At 59.3% G+C, this 17,415-nt stretch carries 16 protein-coding genes; 4 read left to right on the top strand and 12 right to left on the bottom strand.

The window, feature by feature from the left end:
• The first annotated feature begins 4 nt into the window (after positions 1 to 4).
• Both ACZYSM_RS07545 and ACZYSM_RS07550 read left to right on the top strand, forming a co-directional pair.
• A complete protein-coding gene (locus ACZYSM_RS07545; protein ID WP_489070351.1) occupies positions 5 to 1,612 on the top strand; it encodes an ArnT family glycosyltransferase in 1,608 nt (535 codons plus the stop codon).
• Positions 1,613 to 1,895: 283 nt separating this feature from the next.
• A complete protein-coding gene (locus tag ACZYSM_RS07550; protein WP_489070353.1) occupies positions 1,896 to 2,603 on the top strand; it encodes an HPP family protein in 708 nt (235 codons plus the stop codon).
• A 208-nt stretch (positions 2,604 to 2,811) separates the two neighbouring features.
• Here ACZYSM_RS07550 and astA read toward each other — a convergent pair whose 3' ends face one another.
• The 7 genes from astA to ACZYSM_RS07585 all read right to left on the bottom strand — a co-directional run bounded on the left by astA (position 2,812) and on the right by ACZYSM_RS07585 (position 8,736).
• Positions 2,812 to 3,846 carry an arginine N-succinyltransferase gene (gene astA / locus ACZYSM_RS07555; protein WP_489070355.1) on the bottom strand — a complete coding sequence of 345 codons (1,035 nt, stop codon included), beginning with the start codon at positions 3,844 to 3,846 and terminating at the stop codon, positions 2,812 to 2,814.
• A complete protein-coding gene (gene ctlX / locus ACZYSM_RS07560) occupies positions 3,843 to 4,793 on the bottom strand; it encodes a citrulline utilization hydrolase CtlX (RefSeq protein ID WP_489070357.1) in 951 nt (316 codons plus the stop codon). Before ctlX ends, astA begins: the two co-directional genes overlap by 4 nt.
• Positions 4,794 to 5,116: 323 nt before the next feature.
• Positions 5,117 to 5,596, bottom strand: a complete 480-nt coding sequence (locus ACZYSM_RS07565) for an Lrp/AsnC family transcriptional regulator (protein ID WP_489070359.1) — start codon at positions 5,594 to 5,596, stop codon at positions 5,117 to 5,119.
• Positions 5,597 to 5,608: 12 nt separating this feature from the next.
• Positions 5,609 to 6,370: an ABC transporter ATP-binding protein gene (locus ACZYSM_RS07570; RefSeq protein WP_489070361.1), complete on the bottom strand. Its 762-nt coding sequence runs from the start codon at positions 6,368 to 6,370 to the stop codon at positions 5,609 to 5,611.
• A 78-nt stretch (positions 6,371 to 6,448) separates the two neighbouring features.
• Positions 6,449 to 7,159, bottom strand: a complete 711-nt coding sequence (locus tag ACZYSM_RS07575; protein WP_489070363.1) for an ABC transporter permease — start codon at positions 7,157 to 7,159, stop codon at positions 6,449 to 6,451.
• Positions 7,156 to 7,881 (bottom strand): ABC transporter permease, encoded by a 726-nt coding sequence (locus ACZYSM_RS07580; RefSeq protein ID WP_489070365.1) that lies wholly within the window; start codon positions 7,879 to 7,881, stop codon positions 7,156 to 7,158. The genes ACZYSM_RS07575 and ACZYSM_RS07580 overlap by 4 nt, the downstream gene beginning before the upstream one ends.
• A gap of 75 nt (positions 7,882 to 7,956) precedes the next feature.
• On the bottom strand, positions 7,957 to 8,736 hold the full coding sequence (locus ACZYSM_RS07585) for a transporter substrate-binding domain-containing protein (RefSeq protein WP_489070367.1): 780 nt from the start codon (positions 8,734 to 8,736) through the stop codon (positions 7,957 to 7,959).
• A 511-nt stretch (positions 8,737 to 9,247) separates the two neighbouring features.
• Here ACZYSM_RS07585 and ACZYSM_RS07590 point away from each other — a divergent pair.
• Both ACZYSM_RS07590 and ACZYSM_RS07595 read left to right on the top strand, forming a co-directional pair.
• A complete protein-coding gene (locus ACZYSM_RS07590; protein ID WP_489070369.1) occupies positions 9,248 to 10,354 on the top strand; it encodes an enoyl-CoA hydratase/isomerase family protein in 1,107 nt (368 codons plus the stop codon).
• 3 nt (positions 10,355 to 10,357) lie between these two features.
• Complete coding sequence (locus ACZYSM_RS07595) at positions 10,358 to 11,509, top strand: acyl-CoA dehydrogenase family protein (protein ID WP_489070371.1); 1,152 nt, start codon at positions 10,358 to 10,360, stop codon at positions 11,507 to 11,509.
• Between the two features lie 127 nt (positions 11,510 to 11,636).
• On the opposite strand, the gene ACZYSM_RS07600 is transcribed toward ACZYSM_RS07595, so the two are convergent.
• Genes ACZYSM_RS07600 through ACZYSM_RS07620 form a run of 5 tightly spaced genes read right to left on the bottom strand, consistent with a single transcriptional unit; the run spans position 11,637 to position 17,240 of the window.
• Positions 11,637 to 12,410: an enoyl-CoA hydratase gene (locus tag ACZYSM_RS07600; RefSeq protein ID WP_489070373.1), complete on the bottom strand. Its 774-nt coding sequence runs from the start codon at positions 12,408 to 12,410 to the stop codon at positions 11,637 to 11,639.
• A gap of 44 nt (positions 12,411 to 12,454) precedes the next feature.
• On the bottom strand, positions 12,455 to 13,582 hold the full coding sequence (locus tag ACZYSM_RS07605; protein ID WP_489070375.1) for an acyl-CoA dehydrogenase: 1,128 nt from the start codon (positions 13,580 to 13,582) through the stop codon (positions 12,455 to 12,457).
• 9 nt (positions 13,583 to 13,591) lie between these two features.
• The gene (locus ACZYSM_RS07610; RefSeq protein ID WP_489070377.1) at positions 13,592 to 14,785 is read right to left on the bottom strand and encodes an acetyl-CoA C-acyltransferase; all 1,194 of its coding nucleotides are present in this window, start codon (positions 14,783 to 14,785) and stop codon (positions 13,592 to 13,594) included.
• A gap of 12 nt (positions 14,786 to 14,797) precedes the next feature.
• Positions 14,798 to 15,565: an SDR family NAD(P)-dependent oxidoreductase gene (locus ACZYSM_RS07615; RefSeq protein WP_489070379.1), complete on the bottom strand. Its 768-nt coding sequence runs from the start codon at positions 15,563 to 15,565 to the stop codon at positions 14,798 to 14,800.
• Positions 15,566 to 15,581: 16 nt separating this feature from the next.
• Positions 15,582 to 17,240: an AMP-binding protein gene (locus ACZYSM_RS07620; RefSeq protein WP_489070381.1), complete on the bottom strand. Its 1,659-nt coding sequence runs from the start codon at positions 17,238 to 17,240 to the stop codon at positions 15,582 to 15,584.
• Positions 17,241 to 17,415 lie beyond the last annotated feature (175 nt).

The following is a 17,415-nucleotide window of genomic DNA, read 5'->3' on the forward strand; positions in this document are numbered from 1 at the left end:
CTAAATGCCCCAACCCCAATCGAGATCCATTCCCCGGCAATCGCTGGGGTTGGGCGTACTGGCGTTACTGTTATTCATTGCTGGTGTTTACCAGCAGGCGGCCATCGGTTTCGACTCACGGTTCGTGTTGTTTGCTCAGGAAATGCTGCGCCATGGTCCGGGATTCTTCCCGACCATCTATGGCGAACCCTATGCCGATTACTCCAGCGCCTCAACGCTGCTTGTCTATCTGCTTTCGCTGCCATTCGGCCAGGTGAACAGCCTGACGGCCTGGTTACCCAGTGCCGTCGCTTCAGCGGTCATCGTGACGCTGATCTACCGATTGGTCGCTCCTTATTCAAAACGTTGGGCCTTGCTCAGCATCGCGTTATTGTTGCTCAGCAACACCTTCATTACTGAAACCCGCGCAGTGTCGCTAGACCAGATGCTGGCGGCAGTGGCTTTCGCAGTATTTTATCTGGGGTATGCCGCCGATCATTTTGCTGCGCCCCGGCGACTGACCTGGATATTCGCCTTGCTATTGCTCGGGTTCGCCATTCGCGGCCCCATCGGCCTGGTGATTCCAACCGGCATGCTTTGCAGCTATTACCTGTTAAGCGGCCAATGGCGACGGTTCTTCAGCGTTGGCTTGTTGGCCGCCGTTTTACTGCTGATTTGCATTGGTGTGCTGCTGTGGTTGGCAAATGTCAGCGGCGGCCCGGCCTTTATGCAGGACGTGATTCGCATGCAGTTCATGGGACGCATGGACGGCAGAGAAGGCTCCAGCGGCCTGTTTTATTACTTCAGCAGCTCGCTCGGCAACTATGCGCTGGCCTACCCGTTGGCGCTGTTGGTTTTGGCATCCGTAATAGGGGCAGGTCGTCATCATCAAGGGCCGGCATTACGCCTGCTGGTTTTTTGCGCTGCCGCCGGGCTGATCGTGATGGTCGGTCTGTCCATACCCCAGGCTAAAAAGGCCCGCTACCTATTGCCGATGGTGCCCATGGCCGCAATTGTTGCAGCCTATCCATTCCAGGTTGCACAAGGCCGGGTGTTCCTCTGGCTTCGAGGTCTGATGCAGGGGGTTTGGCTGTTGCTGCCCGCGTTGCTGATCGTCGGTTTGTTCGTCGCTCAACGACGGTTTCCCGAGCAACTGCCCTCGATCAGTTCGGTGCTTATACTCCTGGTACTGCTGCAATTGGTGGCGCTGGCGCTGATGTTCAAATCCCGCTGGCGAGCAGTGGGACTGGCGTATTGCGCAGTGTTGGCCGTGTGGTCCAGTTACATCCTGGTCATCGAGCCAGGCGAGCGTGAGTTGTATGACACCCGCGCCTTCACCGTCGCCGCCCGTGATTTGATCCAGCGCGATCCAGCGACCGTGGTCCTGCACGGCATGGGGAAAGACGCCAAGGCCATCAAATTCATGGTCAATCTCGAGCAGGATCTGCAGCCAACGTTCACTCAAGTGCCGCAAGACCTTGAGCAGGTGCAAGGGCCCGCGTGGTTGGTGATGGATAAAACCGACTACCTCGAGCTGCAAGGCACCCGATTCGCTGAGTTACAGCCTCTGCTGACCGGGCGTTTCGACAAGAATGACTACGTGCTGCTGCGCTTGCCACAAGCACAGCCCTGACCGGTTTGCCCACCGCCTAAGCGATAGGTAACGCGTTACTCCCTCCGATACAGCCGTCAGAAGTATTTCTGGCGGCTGTATGCTGTGTTTCTAATGCGGACGCAGCCTCAGGACACTTCAAAAACAATGCACTTAAGCAGCATTATTATGAATTTGTAAGCGATTCGATTGATCGGCACACTGTGCCGGTTCCTCCCCCAAATGTTGGAACGTTCAAAGGGCTCTCTGGTGCTCCAGAGAGCCCTTCTTTTTGCCCGTCATCTGCAATTGGATCGTCCTCATCATGCTTGCTCGCTGGTTCCCTGCTGCCATCAATACCCGCCCCACAGAGTGGAGTCGCGCCGCCATCGGCATGTCCCTCGCAACGATGTTCAGTGTCTGGTTCTGCGGGTATGTGTTCGGGATGGACGTGGCGCTACACCTGATCGGTCCGTTGGGGGCTTCAGCGGTGTTGCTGTTCGCCGTGTCGTCCGGCGCACTGGCTCAGCCATGGTCGATCCTCGGCAGCTACTTCACCGCCGCCGTGGTGTCCCTGCTGGTGGCCCACGTGCTCGGTCGAACGCTGGGCAGTGCGTGCCTGGCTGCCGGTATGGCGCTGATTCTGATGTGCTGGTTACGTTGCCTGCATCCACCGGCCGGAGCCCTGGCCTTGCTGCTGGTGCTGGCCGATCCTGCGACCATCGCCATGGACTGGCTGGAGCTGGGCCCGGTCATGCTTGGCGCGCTTTGCATGCTGCTCAGTGCGCTGGCCTATAACAACCTGACCCGGATTCGCTACCCCAAAAGTCATAACGAGCCGGTCGTGGTGATTCCGGCCGATCACCCACCCACAGACCCGTCGGGCATCACCGCCGAAGACCTGAGGCGTGCGCTGGAAGATATGCAAGAGTTCTTCGACGTCACTCCAGAGGATCTTGAGCAACTGATCCACGCCAGCGAACTTCACGCCAGACGCCGCAGCATCGGCGACGTCCTGGCCAGCAGAGTCTGACCTGAGTTCAACGGGGCTCAGGGCCTAATGCCAGTCAGTTAAGGATTTGAACGCCGCAATACCTTGTGGGAGCGGGCTTGCTCGCGAAGGCGGTGTGTCAGGAAACATTAATGTCGACTGACACTCCCTCTTCGCGAGCAAGCCCGCTCCCACAGGGATTGCGCTTAACTGATCAGCATTAGGCTCAGCCCCCCCGTTGCTGCGTCCCCTAGGCCGCCGCCAATTGCTGCGCCGGCACTGCCAGGCTGACCGCCCTGACCGAAGCACCGGCACTCAAACCGAGGCTTTTCGCGGTGTGCGCGTCGACAATCAATGTACCGGCTGCAACCCGAGCCGGCGCAGCGGTGATTCGGCAGTTGGCAAACTGGCGATTGTGAATCAGATATGGCGCAGCCTGCTCGCCAGGTGTGCCAATACTCAGCTGCAGCACCTGGCTGTCACGCACTGCGCGAATCTCGGCGGTGGCGCACTCGATCAGCGGCCCGCCGTCAAAGATATCGATGTAGTCCTTGTGGCCGAAACCTTCGGCCTTGAGCATGCCCAGCGCCGGTTCGGTATTGGGATGAACCCGACCGATCGCCGAGCGCGTCGTTTCCGGCAACAGGCAGGTCGGCAGCGGGAACTTGGGCATCAACTCAGCAATAAAGGTCTTGTTGCCCAGACCGGTCAGGTAGTCGGCATCAGCAAAATCCATCTTGAAAAAATGCCGCCCCAAACCTTCCCAGAATGGCGAAACACCCTCTTCATCCGAGTAGCCGCGCATTTCGGCAATCACCTTTTCACCAAACTGCTCACGGAACTCGGCCAGAAACAGAAACCGCGCCTTGGACAACAACCGTCCATTGAGCCCGCTACGGTGTCCGGCATGCAGGAACAACGAACACAGCTCCGAATGCCCGGTCATGTCGTTGCCCAGGAACAACGTTGGCAGTTGCTGATTGATCCCCAGATCCTTCGATGCAGCCACAAATAGGCCGAGACGGTAGTTATACCAAGGCTCACGCATACCGACGGCACCCGCCAAGGCGCAAATGCCGATGGCTTGGCCATTGTCCGCCTCCAGCACAAACAGGTAGTCGGCGTCCGCTCGTTCGGCCTCGCCAGCGAAGGTTTTTTCCGCCCATTCGAGGCGCTGGCGCAAACGCACGGCATCGGCCGGCAAGGTAGTCAAACCGGTACCGGCGCTATGGGCCAGGGCCAGCAAGGCCGGTAAATCGGCCATGGTTGCAGGACGGACGATCATCGTAGTTGCTCCGCTGTGGTTTCACGTTTGGGAAGACGTTTAGGTAAATAGACTTCAGCAAGCATGCAGCGGGCGCTGCCACCGCCAATGCGTTCGATGGTGTCGATATTCACCGGCAGCGGTTTGGCGTGACGCTCGATCAACCGACGCTGCCCTGCATCCAGGGATTGCCAGGCCGTACGCGACATCACCAGCAAGGGATCACCCGCCGCGTTATGGACTTCGAGCATGTTGCCGGCGAACGACTCCAGTTGTTCCCAGCTAAGGGCCATAACCTGCTTGCCGCTGTCTTGCAGCCGTGACTGCAACGCCGAACGCTCACCAGCGTCGCGAACTGACTCCAGACACGCCACGGCCAGGCTGCTGCCCACGCTCATCATCACGTTGGTGTGGTAGATAGCGACGCCCTGGCGGTCCACCGCGTTAAACGCGCAGAGTTCATAACCCAAGTGACCGACTACCTGATTCAAGGCCTGGGCATGGGTACGCGTGGAATAACCGGCGTAACAAATCCGCTGCTGACGATCCAGGACCATGCTGCCGGTGCCCTCAAGGAACACATCCTGCTGCTCGAGGCTGGAGAGATCCAGCAACCGCTCAACCCGGTACTCATCGCGCAACCAGTCCAGCACACCTTTGTCCCGTTCCAGTCGACGGTTGTGACCCTGCATCGGGTACAGCACCAAGGTGCCGTCGGGATGGCTGCTCCACCAGTTGTTGGGGAAGATCGAATCCGGGGTATGCGGCGCTTCGCTGTCGTTGTGCACCATGACGGTGACACCCTGCTCACGCAGAGCGGCTACATAGCCATCGAACTCCTGGAGGGCCTTGAGCTGCACGTCTTCGGCAATCGCCGCCGGGCGCTGGAAACGGTTGTTGGCGGCCGTGTCCTGATTGAAGGAGAAACGTGTCGGGCGAATCATCAAAACGGTATTGGTGGTTTGCATGGGCACAGAATCAATGAGGGTTGAGAGGTGCTCATTGTCTGATTCGGCGAAGGGAAAACCCGGCTGATAATGGGGGTGGGTGTGATGGAAATGGCTGAAAGCGAGGGGGTAAGCAGCCGATTCGGCGGGAGTAGATTGGCAGTCTCAAGAGACACATATCCCCCGTAGCAGCTGCCGCCAGGCTGCGTTCGATCGCGTAGCGGTCGCAATCCGGGCAACTCGATATTTGCCCAGGATCGCGGTATAGCAATTAACGACTGCTTCGCAGCCGAACGCAGCCTTCGGCAGCTGCTACGAAAGCGGCGCAATCCGCCAGAGCCCTCCTACTCCATCGACGTCTTGACCATCGCCAGCTCCGGATGGCTGACCAGTTTGTCGATGTGCAGGTCCGGGTCGTCGAACCAGACTTCGGTCAATACCCGGTAATGCTCCATATCCCGACAACGCATGCGCAGGCTGTAGTCGAACGCGCCGCTGATCAAGCGGCACTCCAGCACCTGCGGGCAGGCACGGACCTTGGCCTCGAAGGCCTTTTGCGCCGCTCGCCCGCTCTGGTTCGAGAGTGCCACCAGCACCATCAACGACAGCCCCGGCGTCAGTTTATTTTCGTCGAGGATCGCCCCGTAGCCGCGGATGACCCCTAGCTGTTCGAGCTTGCGTACCCGTTCCAGGCAAGGCCTGGGTGTCAGATGAACCCGCTCGGAAAGCTTCTGATAGGTGATGCGCCCTTCGTGGCGCAGCACCTCAATGATTGCCTGATCGATACGATCAAGCACGATCGACAGATCGCGGATATCCGCCATGTACGTCTTGCCTCACTTCAAACGGCCCGATAAAAATTGCTGCAAACGCTCACTCTGTGGCTGGTCAAGAATCTCTGCAGTTCCCTGCTCCTCGACCCGGCCTTGATGCAGAAACAACACCTGGCTGGACACTTTTCGGGCGAAGCCCATTTCATGGGTCACCATCAGCATCGTACGCCCCTCTTCTGCCAGCGCCTGAATCACCTTGAGTACTTCGCCCACCAACTCCGGATCGAGCGCCGAGGTCGGCTCATCGAACAACAGAATCTGCGGCTCCACCGCCAAGGCCCGGGCAATCGCCACCCGTTGTTGCTGCCCGCCGGAAAGAAACGCCGGGTACTGCTCGGCGACTCGTTGCGGCAAGCCGACTTTGTCCAGATACGCACGAGCGCTCGCTTCGGCGTCCTTGCGGCTGACGCCCAGCACACGGCATGGCGCCAGCATGATGTTTTCCAGAACCGTCAGGTGGCTCCACAAATTGAAATGCTGAAACACCATGGCCAGACGCGTGCGCAACCGCTGCAACTGCGCAGGGCTGGTGACTCGCATGCCACCTGCTGCCGGCCGAGTAGCGATCCGCTCACCGTCCAGCTCGATGGCCCCTTCATCCGCCCGTTCAAGGAAGTTGATACACCTCAACATGGTGCTTTTCCCGGAACCGCTGGCGCCGATCATGCTCACCACATCGCCGGCCCGCGCGTTTAACGAGACGCCCTTGAGCACCTCATTGTCACCAAAGCGCTTATACAGATTTTCAACCGTCAGTTTGTACATGAAACACTCCTGGAGCCACACCGTTATCGGCAAAGCTCTGGACAGAAAGAATGGAAATGAAAAACCGCGTGCAACGACTCAGTGAGCCGGACCGAGAAAGCTCAGCCAGCGTTTCTCTGCCAGGCGGAATGACCCCACCAGTCCGAAAGACAACGCGAGATAAAGCAACCCGGCAATGCTGAACGCCTGAAAAGTCATGAAGGTCGCAGCATTGGCGTCTCGGGCGACCTTGAGGATGTCCGGGATGGTCGCGGTGAAGGCCACGGAAGTCGCATGCAGCATCAGGATCACTTCGTTGCTGTAATACGGCAGCGCCCGACGCAACGCCGACGGCAGGATCAGCCGCAGGTACAAACGCCAGCCACTCAAGCCATAGGCGTGGGCCGCTTCGATTTCACCGTAGGGAATGCTGCGAATTGCCCCGGCGAATATCTCTACGGTGTAGGCGCAAGTATTGAGGGTGAACGCCAGCAAGGTGCAATTCATCGCATCGCGAAAGAACGCTTCCAGCAGTGGCTGCGAACGGACCACCGCAATGCCGTAGATCCCGCTGTAGCAAATCAGCAACTGGATATACAACGGTGTGCCGCGAAACACATAGGTGAACAGCTGAACCGGCCAGCGCAGCACGGCCCAGCGCGAGGTCCGCATAATCGCCAGCGGCAGCGAAAGGAAAAACCCGAGCACGATGCTCACGCAGAGCAACCACAAGGTCATCGCCAACCCGGTGAAGTTGTAGCCGTCGCTGAAGAGAAAGGGTTTCCAGTATTCCTGAATCAACTCGATCATCGCGTCATCCCCCGCACGCCTTGGTTGTAACGTCGTTCAAGTACCCGCAGCACATAGTTCGACGCACTGGTGATTAGCAGATACAGCGCCCCGGCCAACAGCAAAAAATCCAGCATATTGAAGGTGCTCTTGCCGGCCTCCTGAGCGACCTTGACCAGGTCCGACAAACCAATGATCGACACCAGCGCCGTAGCCTTCAGCAGCACCAGCCAGTTATTGCCAAGGCTCGGCAAGGCGAAACGCATCATTTGCGGGAACACCACAAAGCGAAAACGTTGCCAGCGGTTCAAGCCAAACGATGCGCCGGCTTCCTGCTGGCCGCGCGGAACGCTGAGAATCGCGCCGCGAAAGGTCTCGGTGAAATAGGCGCCGTAGATAAACCCCAGGGTGACGATGCCTGCCACGAACGGGTCGATCTCCATATAGGGCCAGTCCATGGCCTCGGTCAGGCCGCTCAACCAGCCTTGCAGGCTGTAGAAAATCAGCAGCATCAACACCAGATCAGGAACGCCGCGGATCAGCGTCGTGTAGAAGGTTGCCGGCAGGTTGAAGATGCGCAGCGGTGAGAGCTTGGCCGCCGCGCCGAGCAAGCCCAGCAACATACTCACCACTAACGAAAGGAAGGACAGTTTGAGCGTCACCCAGGTGCCGTGCAGCAACAAAGGGCCATAGCCTTGCAGGGCCGACTCATTGAGGCCCAAAAAATGAAGGAACGTATTCACACAAGTCACCTGTCTTGATGTGCCACAGCCTGACGCTGCATCGCACAGAGCGATGCAGCGTTTTGGGTGCGAGGATCAGTTGTTGTAGAGGTCGAGATCGCCGAAGTGCTTCTGCTGGATCTGCGCGTAGATGCCCTTCTCATGCAGGGCCTTGATGGCGGCATTGAGCATGCCTTTGAGTTCGTCGTTGTCCTTGCGGATACCGATGGCGATTTCCGACGGCACCAACGGATCGCTGATGCCCTGACTGTTCTGGAATTCAGCGCCTTGGGGCGAGGTCAGGAAACTCATCTGCGCTTGCAGCTTGTCCTGGATCGACGCATCGAGACGACCGAACACCAGATCGGCGTAGACCTGATCCTGGCTCTGATAGGCCCGCAGTTTCACGCCACCGGGTGCCAACTTCGCCTTGGCGTAGGTTTCCTGAATGGTGCCCTGCATGTAGCCAATGGTCTTGCCTTTGAGGGACTCGGCGGTGGGTTCCAGGCCCGAATCCTTGCGGGTAACAATCGCGGTCGGGCCGGCGTACAGACGATCGGTGAAATCGATCTGTTTTTTACGCGCGTCGGTCACCGTCATCGACGACTCGATCGCATCGAACTTGCCAGCCTTGAGGGCCGGAATCAGCCCGTCGAAGTCGTTACTGACCCACACGCACTTGAGCTTCAGTTCAGCGCAAATCGCATTGCCCAGATCCACACCAAAGCCTTGCACGCCACCATCGGCAGTGGTCGACTCGAACGGTGGGTAGCTTGGATTGACGCCAAATCGCAGCTCTGTCCACTCTTTGGCGCTAGCGCCTGTCGAGCAGAACAGCAACGCGAGTACAGGCACAGCCAGCCATTTTTTGTTCATCTTCTTAAGTCCCGATTTATTTGGATTTATCGCGGCCAGGCTTAGGCCGAGCCACATTTATGGGCAGGAGCAGAGAGTCAACGCGGCATCCACCGCAACAGCGTTCTTATTGTCTTAAACGGGTGCATCGCCACCCCCCCCTGAAACCCTTGGCGCAGACGGCTTCAATGGAAAGCCAGAATGCCAACAGAACGTCTGGGACAGGTGTCGTAACGGCCCGCGCAGACAGCTCGGTTGTGTTGATAAGCGTTATTTCACAGCCGAATCAGTCGTTGTAGGAGCAAGCTTGCTCGCGATGGACGTTAACGATGACGCGTGCTGTCTGAATAAACACGCCGCCCTTGAGTCCATCGCGAGCAAGCTCGCTCCTACAGGACCTCGACCATCTTGCAAAAATGCACAGCCGACCTGCAGTTATCCCGGTTGTACATGGCAAATTTGCACTGTTACGATCCGGCATCGTTCGCGCGCGAACACTTCTATAAAGAACAATAAAAGCAGGGAGTTAGTGATGACTGCTCAGGTTTCATCCCAAGCGACACCGGACGTCGATGCCACCCAAAATGAAGTGCTGGCCGAAGTCCGCAACCATATTGGCCACCTGACCCTCAACCGCCCCGCCGGCCTCAATGCCATCACGCTGGATATGGTCCGCAGCCTGCACCAGCAGCTCGATGCCTGGGCCAAAGACCCTCAGGTGCATGCAGTGGTTCTGCGCGGTGCCGGTGAAAAAGCCTTTTGTGCCGGTGGCGATATCCGCACGCTGTATGACAGTTTCAAAAATGGCCAAACCCTGCACCAGGATTTCTTCGTCGAGGAGTACGCCCTCGACCTGGCCATTCATCAGTACCGCAAACCGGTACTGGCGCTGATGGACGGCTTCGTCCTCGGCGGTGGCATGGGGCTGGTGCAAGGCGCAGATCTGCGAGTCGTCACCGAGCGCAGCCGCCTGGCGATGCCGGAAGTGGCCATCGGTTATTTCCCGGATGTCGGTGGCAGCTACTTCCTGCCACGGATTCCCGGCGAGCTGGGAATCTACCTCGGCGTCAGTGGCGTGCAGATCCGTGCCGCCGATGCGCTCTACTGTGGATTGGCCGATTGGTACCTGGAAAGCGACAAGCTGAGCCTGCTGGATCAGCGCCTCGACAGCCTCCAGTGGCACGAAACACCCCTCAAGGACCTGCAAGGTCTACTGGCAACACTGGCCGTGCAACAACTGCCTGATGCACCGTTGCACGCCCTGCGCCCGGCCATCGACCACTTCTTCGCCCTGCCTGACGTGCCGAGCATCGTTGAGCAACTGCGAGACGTGACGGTCGCCGATAGCCACGAATGGGCTCAGACCACTGCCACTTTGCTGGAAAGCCGCTCGCCGCTGGCCATGGGAGTAACCTTGGAGATGCTGCGTCGCGGTCGCCAGTTGAGCCTGGAAGACTGCTTCGCGCTGGAGCTGCACCTGGACCGTCAATGGTTCGAGCGTGGCGACCTGATCGAAGGCGTGCGCGCCTTGTTGATCGATAAAGACAAGAACCCGCGCTGGAACCCGCCGACCCTGCAAGCCCTTGATGGCGAGCACGTCGCGAGTTTCTTCAGCGGTTTCGACACGAGTGGGAGCTGAGCCATGCACGACCTTGAATTGAGTGAAGAGCAAGTCATGATCCGCGACATGGCTCGGGACTTTGCCCGCAATGAAATCGCCCCCCACGCTCAGGCGTGGGAAAAAGCTGGCTGGATCGATGATGCGCTGGTGGCGAAAATGGGCGAGCTGGGCTTGCTCGGCATGGTGGTCCCCGAGGAATGGGGCGGCACCTATGTCGACTATGTCGCCTACGCCCTGGCAGTGGAAGAAATCTCCGCCGGCGACGGCGCAACCGGCGCCTTGATGAGCATCCACAACTCAGTGGGCTGCGGGCCGGTCCTCAACTACGGCACTGAGGAGCAAAAACAGACCTGGTTGCCAGATCTGGCCAGCGGACAAGCCATCGGCTGCTTCGCCCTGACTGAACCCCAGGCCGGCTCCGAAGCCCATAACCTGCGCACCCGCGCCGAGCTGCGCGACGGCCAGTGGGTGATCAACGGCGCCAAGCAATTCGTCAGCAACGGCAAACGGGCCAAGCTGGCCATTGTCTTCGCGGTCACTGATCCACAGCTGGGCAAGAAAGGTCTGTCGGCGTTTTTGGTGCCCACCGACACCCCGGGCTTTATCGTCGACCGCACCGAACACAAGATGGGTATTCGCGCCTCCGACACCTGCGCCGTCACGCTCAACCAATGCACGATTCCTGAAGCCAACCTGCTGGGCGAACGCGGCAAAGGTCTGGCGATTGCCCTGTCCAATCTTGAAGGCGGCCGTATAGGTATCGCCGCTCAAGCCTTGGGCATTGCCCGTGCGGCATTCGAAGCAGCGCTGGCTTACTCGCGCGATCGGGTGCAGTTCGACAAACCGATCATCGAGCACCAGAGCATCGCCAACCTGCTGGCGGACATGCACACCCGTTTGAACGCGGCACGCTTGCTGATCCTGCATGCCGCGCGTCTGCGCAGTGCCGGCAAGCCCTGCCTGTCGGAAGCGTCACAGGCCAAGCTGTTTGCCTCGGAGATGGCCGAAAAGGTCTGTTCCTCGGCGATGCAGATCCACGGCGGCTACGGCTATCTGGAGGATTACCCAGTGGAGCGCTACTACCGCGATGCGCGGATTACGCAGATCTATGAAGGGTCGAGCGAGATTCAGCGGATGGTGATTGCGCGGGAATTGAAGAACTATCAGATCTAAAAGCTGAAAAGCATCGCGAGCAGGCTCGCTCCCACATTGGTTTTGTGCTGGACACACTTTTGTGGTCCTGGCACATATCTAATGTGGGAGCGAGCCTGCTCGCGATGAGGCCAGCGAGGACGCTACATCACTTCCCTTTGAACTGCGCCTCACGCTTGCCGATAAACGCAGCCATCCCTTCTTTGCGATCTTCAATGGCAAACGCCGCATGGAACACCCGGCGCTCGAAACGCACGCCTTCGGACAGGCTGACTTCAAAGGCGCGGTTGACGCTTTCCTTGACCATCATCGCGATCGGCAAGGATTTACCGGCAATCACCGCAGCAACTTTCAGAGCTTCCTCCAGCAACTCATCCACCGGCACGATGCGCGCAACAATCCCGGCGCGCTCGGCTTCCACCGCATCGATCAAGCGCCCGCTCAGGCACATTTCCATGGCCTTGGCCTTGCCCACAGCGCGGGTCAGGCGCTGGGTGCCGCCCATGCCCGGCAGTACGCCGAGGTTGATTTCCGGTTGACCGAACCTGGCATTGTCGCCGGCCAGGATGAAGTCGCACATCAACGCCAGCTCACAACCACCCCCCAGAGCAAAGCCGGCTACTGCGGCGATGATCGGCTTGCGACGGTTGGCCACTCGGTCGCTGTCGCTGAACAGGTCGTCGAGGTAAATCTGCGGATAGGTCAGCTCGGCCATTTCCTTGATGTCGGCACCGGCGGCGAAAGCCTTCTTGGAGCCGGTAAGCACGATGCAGCCAATCTCGGGGTTGGCTTCCAGGCCATCCAGCGCCTGGTTCAGCTCGCTGACGATCTGCGCATTCAGCGCATTCAGGGCTTGCGGGCGGTTGAGGGTGATCAGACCGACCCGGCCGTGGATTTCCAACAAAATCGTTTCATAGCTCATGGATGGGCTCCTGCCTTAGCAATAGAAAGTATCAATAGCGAGAATCAAAGGTTGCGCGAAATAACCATGCGTTGAATATCACTGGTGCCTTCGTAGATCTGGCAGACGCGCACGTCGCGGTAAATGCGCTCCAGCGGAAAGTCGCTCAGATAGCCATAGCCACCGAGAGTTTGCAACGCCGAGGAGCAGACCTTTTCAGCCATTTCCGACGCAAACAGCTTGGCCATCGACGCCTCGACCAGCGCCGGTTTGCCGCTGTCACGCAGGGCCGCTGCGTAATGCACCATTTGCCGGGCGACAGCAATCTGCGTGGCCATGTCCGCCAGACGGAAGGCCACGGCCTGATGCTCAATCAGTGCCTTGCCGAAGCTCTCGCGCTCGCGGGCGTAATCCCGTGCTGCTTCAAAAGCGGCGCGGGCCATGCCCACCGATTGCGAGGCAATACCCACACGGCCGCCTTCGAGGTTAGCCAGGGCGATCCTGTAGCCCTCACCCTCCTCGCCCAAACGATTGGCGACCGGTACTTTCACGTCTTCGAAAAGAATCTGACAAGTGTCCGACGCATGCTGGCCGAGCTTGTCTTCAATCCGCGCAACCTTGTAGCCGGGAGAATCGGTGGGGACGATAAATGCGCTGATACCGCGCTTGCCGGCACTCGGATCAGTCACCGCAAACACAATCACCACCCCGGCGTTTTGCCCGGAGGTGATGAATTGTTTGCAGCCGTTGAGTACGTAGTGATCGCCATTGAGCCGGGCGCGGGTTTTCAGGCTACTGGCGTCGGAGCCGGCTTGCGGTTCGGTCAGGGCAAAGGCCCCGAGCATCGCACCGCTGGCCAGTGGCTTAAGAAATTGCTCTTTCTGTTGATCGTTGCCGAACTTGAGGATCGGCACGCAACCCACCGAGTTGTGCACGCTCATGATGGTCGAGCAAGCGCCGTCACCGGCAGCGATTTCTTCCAGAGCCATGGCGTAGGCCAGGTAACCGGTGTCGCAACCGCCCCACTGCTCCGGCACCAGCATGCCGAAGAAACCCAGCTCGGCCATCTCGCCGATGGCTTCTTTGGGGAAGCGATGTTCGCGGTCCCACTCGGCGGCGAACGGTTTCAGCCGTTCCTGGGCAAACTGCCGGGCTGCTTCGCTGATCTGTAGTTGTTCGTCAGTCGGGAGCATAAGGATTCCTTAGTACAAAACTTCAACGGCCATGGCCGTGGCTTCGCCGCCGCCGATGCAGATCGCCGCCACACCGCGATGCAAGCCTTTCTGGCGCAGGGCCGAGAGCAGTGTCACCAGAATCCGCGCACCGGATGCACCGATCGGATGGCCCAGGGCGCAGGCGCCGCCGTGTATGTTGACTTTCTCGTGAGGGATTTCCAGCTTGCTCATGGTCACCAGACTGACCACCGCAAAGGCTTCGTTGACTTCGAACAGTTCGACCTCATCCAGCGACCAGCCGGTCTTCTTCATCAACTTCTTGATTGCCCCGACTGGAGCCACCGGGAACAGGCCAGGCGTGTCGGCAAACGCCGCATGGCCGTGAATCACTGCCAGTGGTTTGAGACCGCGTTTTACAGCCTCGGAGCGGCGCATCAACACCAATGCCGCAGCACCGTCTGAAATAGAACTGGAGTTGGCCGCAGTCACCGTGCCGCCATCGCGAAACGCCGGTTTCAGCCCGGCAATCTTGTCCAGTTTGGCCTTGGGTGGTTGTTCGTCGTCGCTGATCAGCTTCTGCTCTTTACCAACCATCACCTGTAACGGCACGATCTCGGCGGCGAAACTACCGTCTTTAATCGCCTGTTGGGCACGGGTCGTCGAAGCGATGGCGAATGCGTCCTGAGCTTCGCGGCTGAAGCCATTGGCTTCGGCGCAATCTTCGGCAAAGGTGCCCATCAAGCGGCCCTTGTCGTAGGCATCTTCCAGACCGTCGAGGAACATATGGTCGATCACCCGGCCATGGCCCATGCGGTAGCCGTTGCGGGCGCGGTCCAGCAGATACGGTGCGTTGGACATGCTTTCCATGCCGCCGGCTACCACCACGTCGGCGCTACCGGCAACGAGCATGTCGTGGGCCAGAATGGCCGCTTCCATGCCCGAACCGCACATTTTGTTCAGGGTGGTGCAGCGGGTCGACTTGTCGAGCCCGGCACCCAGTGCCGCCTGTCGCGCAGGGGCCTGACCGAGACCGGCCGGGAGCACACAACCGAACAGCACTTCTTCCACCGCATCAGGCGCAACACCGGCGCGCTCGACGGCGGCGCGGATTGCAGCGGCGCCCAGTTGCGGTGCGGTCAGGCTTTTCAATTCGCCCTGAAACCCGCCCATTGGGGTGCGCACGGCGCTGACAATAACAATCGGATCGTTGGAAATAGTCATGACAAATCCTCCTTACTTGGCGGCCATACGCAAGGCGCCGTCGAGACGGATCACCTCACCGTTGAGCATGCTGTTTTCAATAATATGCCTAACCAGCGCCGCATACTCTGAAGGTTTACCCAGACGTGGCGGAAACGGTACGCCAGCGGCCAGGGAGTCGCGGACTTCCTGGGTCATACCGGCCATCATCGGCGTTTCGAAAATGCCTGGAGCGATGGTCATCACCCGAATACCGTAGCGCGCCAGTTCACGGGCGGCAGGCAAAGTCAGGCTGGTAATTGCTCCTTTAGAAGCGGCATAGGCCGCCTGACCGATCTGGCCATCGAAGGCTGCGGCCGAGGCGGTGTTGATGATCACACCGCGCTCGCCATCGGCATCAGCTTCGCCTTCGGCAATGGCCGCGGCTGCCAGACGCAGCAGATTGAAGCTGCCGATCAGGTTGACGTTGATCACCTGGCTGAAACTGGCCAGCCCATGGGGGCCGTTCTTGCCGAGAATTTTCTCGCCGCGCACCACGCCCGCGCAGTTGACCAGCCCGTGCAGCCCGCCAAAGGCTGCGACCGTTGCTTTTACCGCTGCTTCGGCTGCGGCTTCCTGACTAATATCAGCCACGACACTTTGCGCCTGCGATCCGAGTTTTTGTGCCTGAGCGGCCACTGCGTCGGCGTTCAAATCCACCAGCATCACCTTGGCACCGGCGGCCACCAGCATTTCAGCCGTAGCGGCGCCCAAACCGGACGCGCCGCCGCTGACGAGAAAAACCTTGTTTTCGATCTGCATCATTGTTTCCCTGGATTCAAGCCTTGTGAGCCGCGGCCTCTTGAGCCTTGGCGATTTCCTGATTGCGCAAAATAAAGCGCTGCAACTTGCCACTTGGGGTTTTCGGCAGTTCGCTGACAAATTCGATTTCACGGGGGTACGAGTGCGCCGCCAGACGCTTGCGCACGTGCTGACGCAGCTCTTCGGCAAGCTCCGGCGCAGCACGGTATTGCGGGCTAAGCACCACGAAAGCCTTGACCAGCTCGGTGCGCTCTGGATCGGGTTTACCGACCACCGCCGCTTCAACCACCGCCGGGTGTTCGATCAGTGCGCTTTCCACGTCGAACGGGCCGACCCGATAACCCGAGGTGGTGATCACGTCATCACTGCGGCCGACGAAGCTGATGCTTCCGTTCGGGTTCAGCTCCACGGTGTCGCCGCTGAGGTAGTAATCGCCGACAAAAGCTTTGGTCGGTGCGCCCTCATAACCCGCGAACCAGCACATCGGCGACTGGGTGCGATCAATCGCCAGAATCCCCGGCTGCCCGGCCGGCAGTTCCTGATAGTTGTCATCGAGCACCACAATCCGGTGTCCTGGTGAGGCGAAACCGGCTGAACCGACATGCACCGGATGCTCCAGACCGTGGTGATTGCACAGCACCATGCCCAGTTCGGTCTGGCCGTAATGGTCGTGGATCACCACATCAAGGTTGTCGGCGAACCAGCGGATCACTTCCGGGTTCAGCGGCTCGCCGGCGCTGCTGACGATACGCAGCTTGCCCTTGATCGAGCGAGCGAACTGATCACCGCCCGCGATCAACAAGCGATAGGCCGTCGGCGAACCGGTCAGGTTGGTGATGCCGTATTTGTTGATCACCCGGCAGGTGCTTTCCAGGGTGAACGGGCCATCGTAAAAAGTGATCGGGTGGCCCATGGACAACGGTCCAGTCACACCGAAATAAATGCCGTAGGCCCAACCTGGATCGGCGACATTCCAGAACGCGTCTTCGGGGCGCAGGTCCACCGCATCGCGGGTGTAGCTCTGAAACGCAACGATCGCCTTAAGCGGCACGGCCAGGGCTTTCGACGGACCGGTGGTGCCTGAGGTGAACATCAGCAGGAAAGGATCGTCAGCACCGAGCAGCACCGGTTCGCAGTTGGCCGAATAATTATCCTGTTCAGCCCAGAAACTGAAATCGCCGCGCACGATGCCCTGGCCCTTGGGTCCGCCAACGGTGACGATGGTCGGGCAGTCGGCCACTTCGGTGAGCTTGGAGCGGTTAACGGCGTCGGTCACCACCAGCGCCGCGCCGGAGCTGTTCAGCCGATGCTCGATGGCCTTGGGACCGAAGGCTGTAAACAGCGGCTGATAGACGGCGCCGATGCGCCAGGTAGCGAAGACTGTAATCAGTAATTCAACATTGCGCGGCAATAGGCCTGCGACCTTGTCGCCCTTCTTGACGCCTTGGGCCAGCAGGAAGTTGGCGAAGCGTGCGGCCTTGTCCTGCAACTCGCTGAAGGTGTAAGTCGCACTGGCGCCGTCGCGCCCCTCCCAGAACAACGCAATACGGCCGGGCAAGGCATGCCGGTCGCAACATTCGACGCACGCATTGAGCCCCGCCAGAGTGCCCTTCAGGGCCGCGTCGACAGTGTGTTGATAATCGAATTGTGCAGTGGCAGACAAGTAATCGCGCATCACCAGAATCCCTCGGTCTTTTTATTAGGATAGAACCACATAAAAATCGAGGAAATACTGGCTCCGCGCGGGGTGCGGGGCAATGGTCAAAGCTATCAAGTTGCGTGACTGGTTTGACCAAGAAATGGGGCTTGGAGAGCGATGCCACCCCGTAGCAGCTGCCGCCAGGCTGCGT

Source organism: Pseudomonas sp. F220, assembly GCF_057813935.1.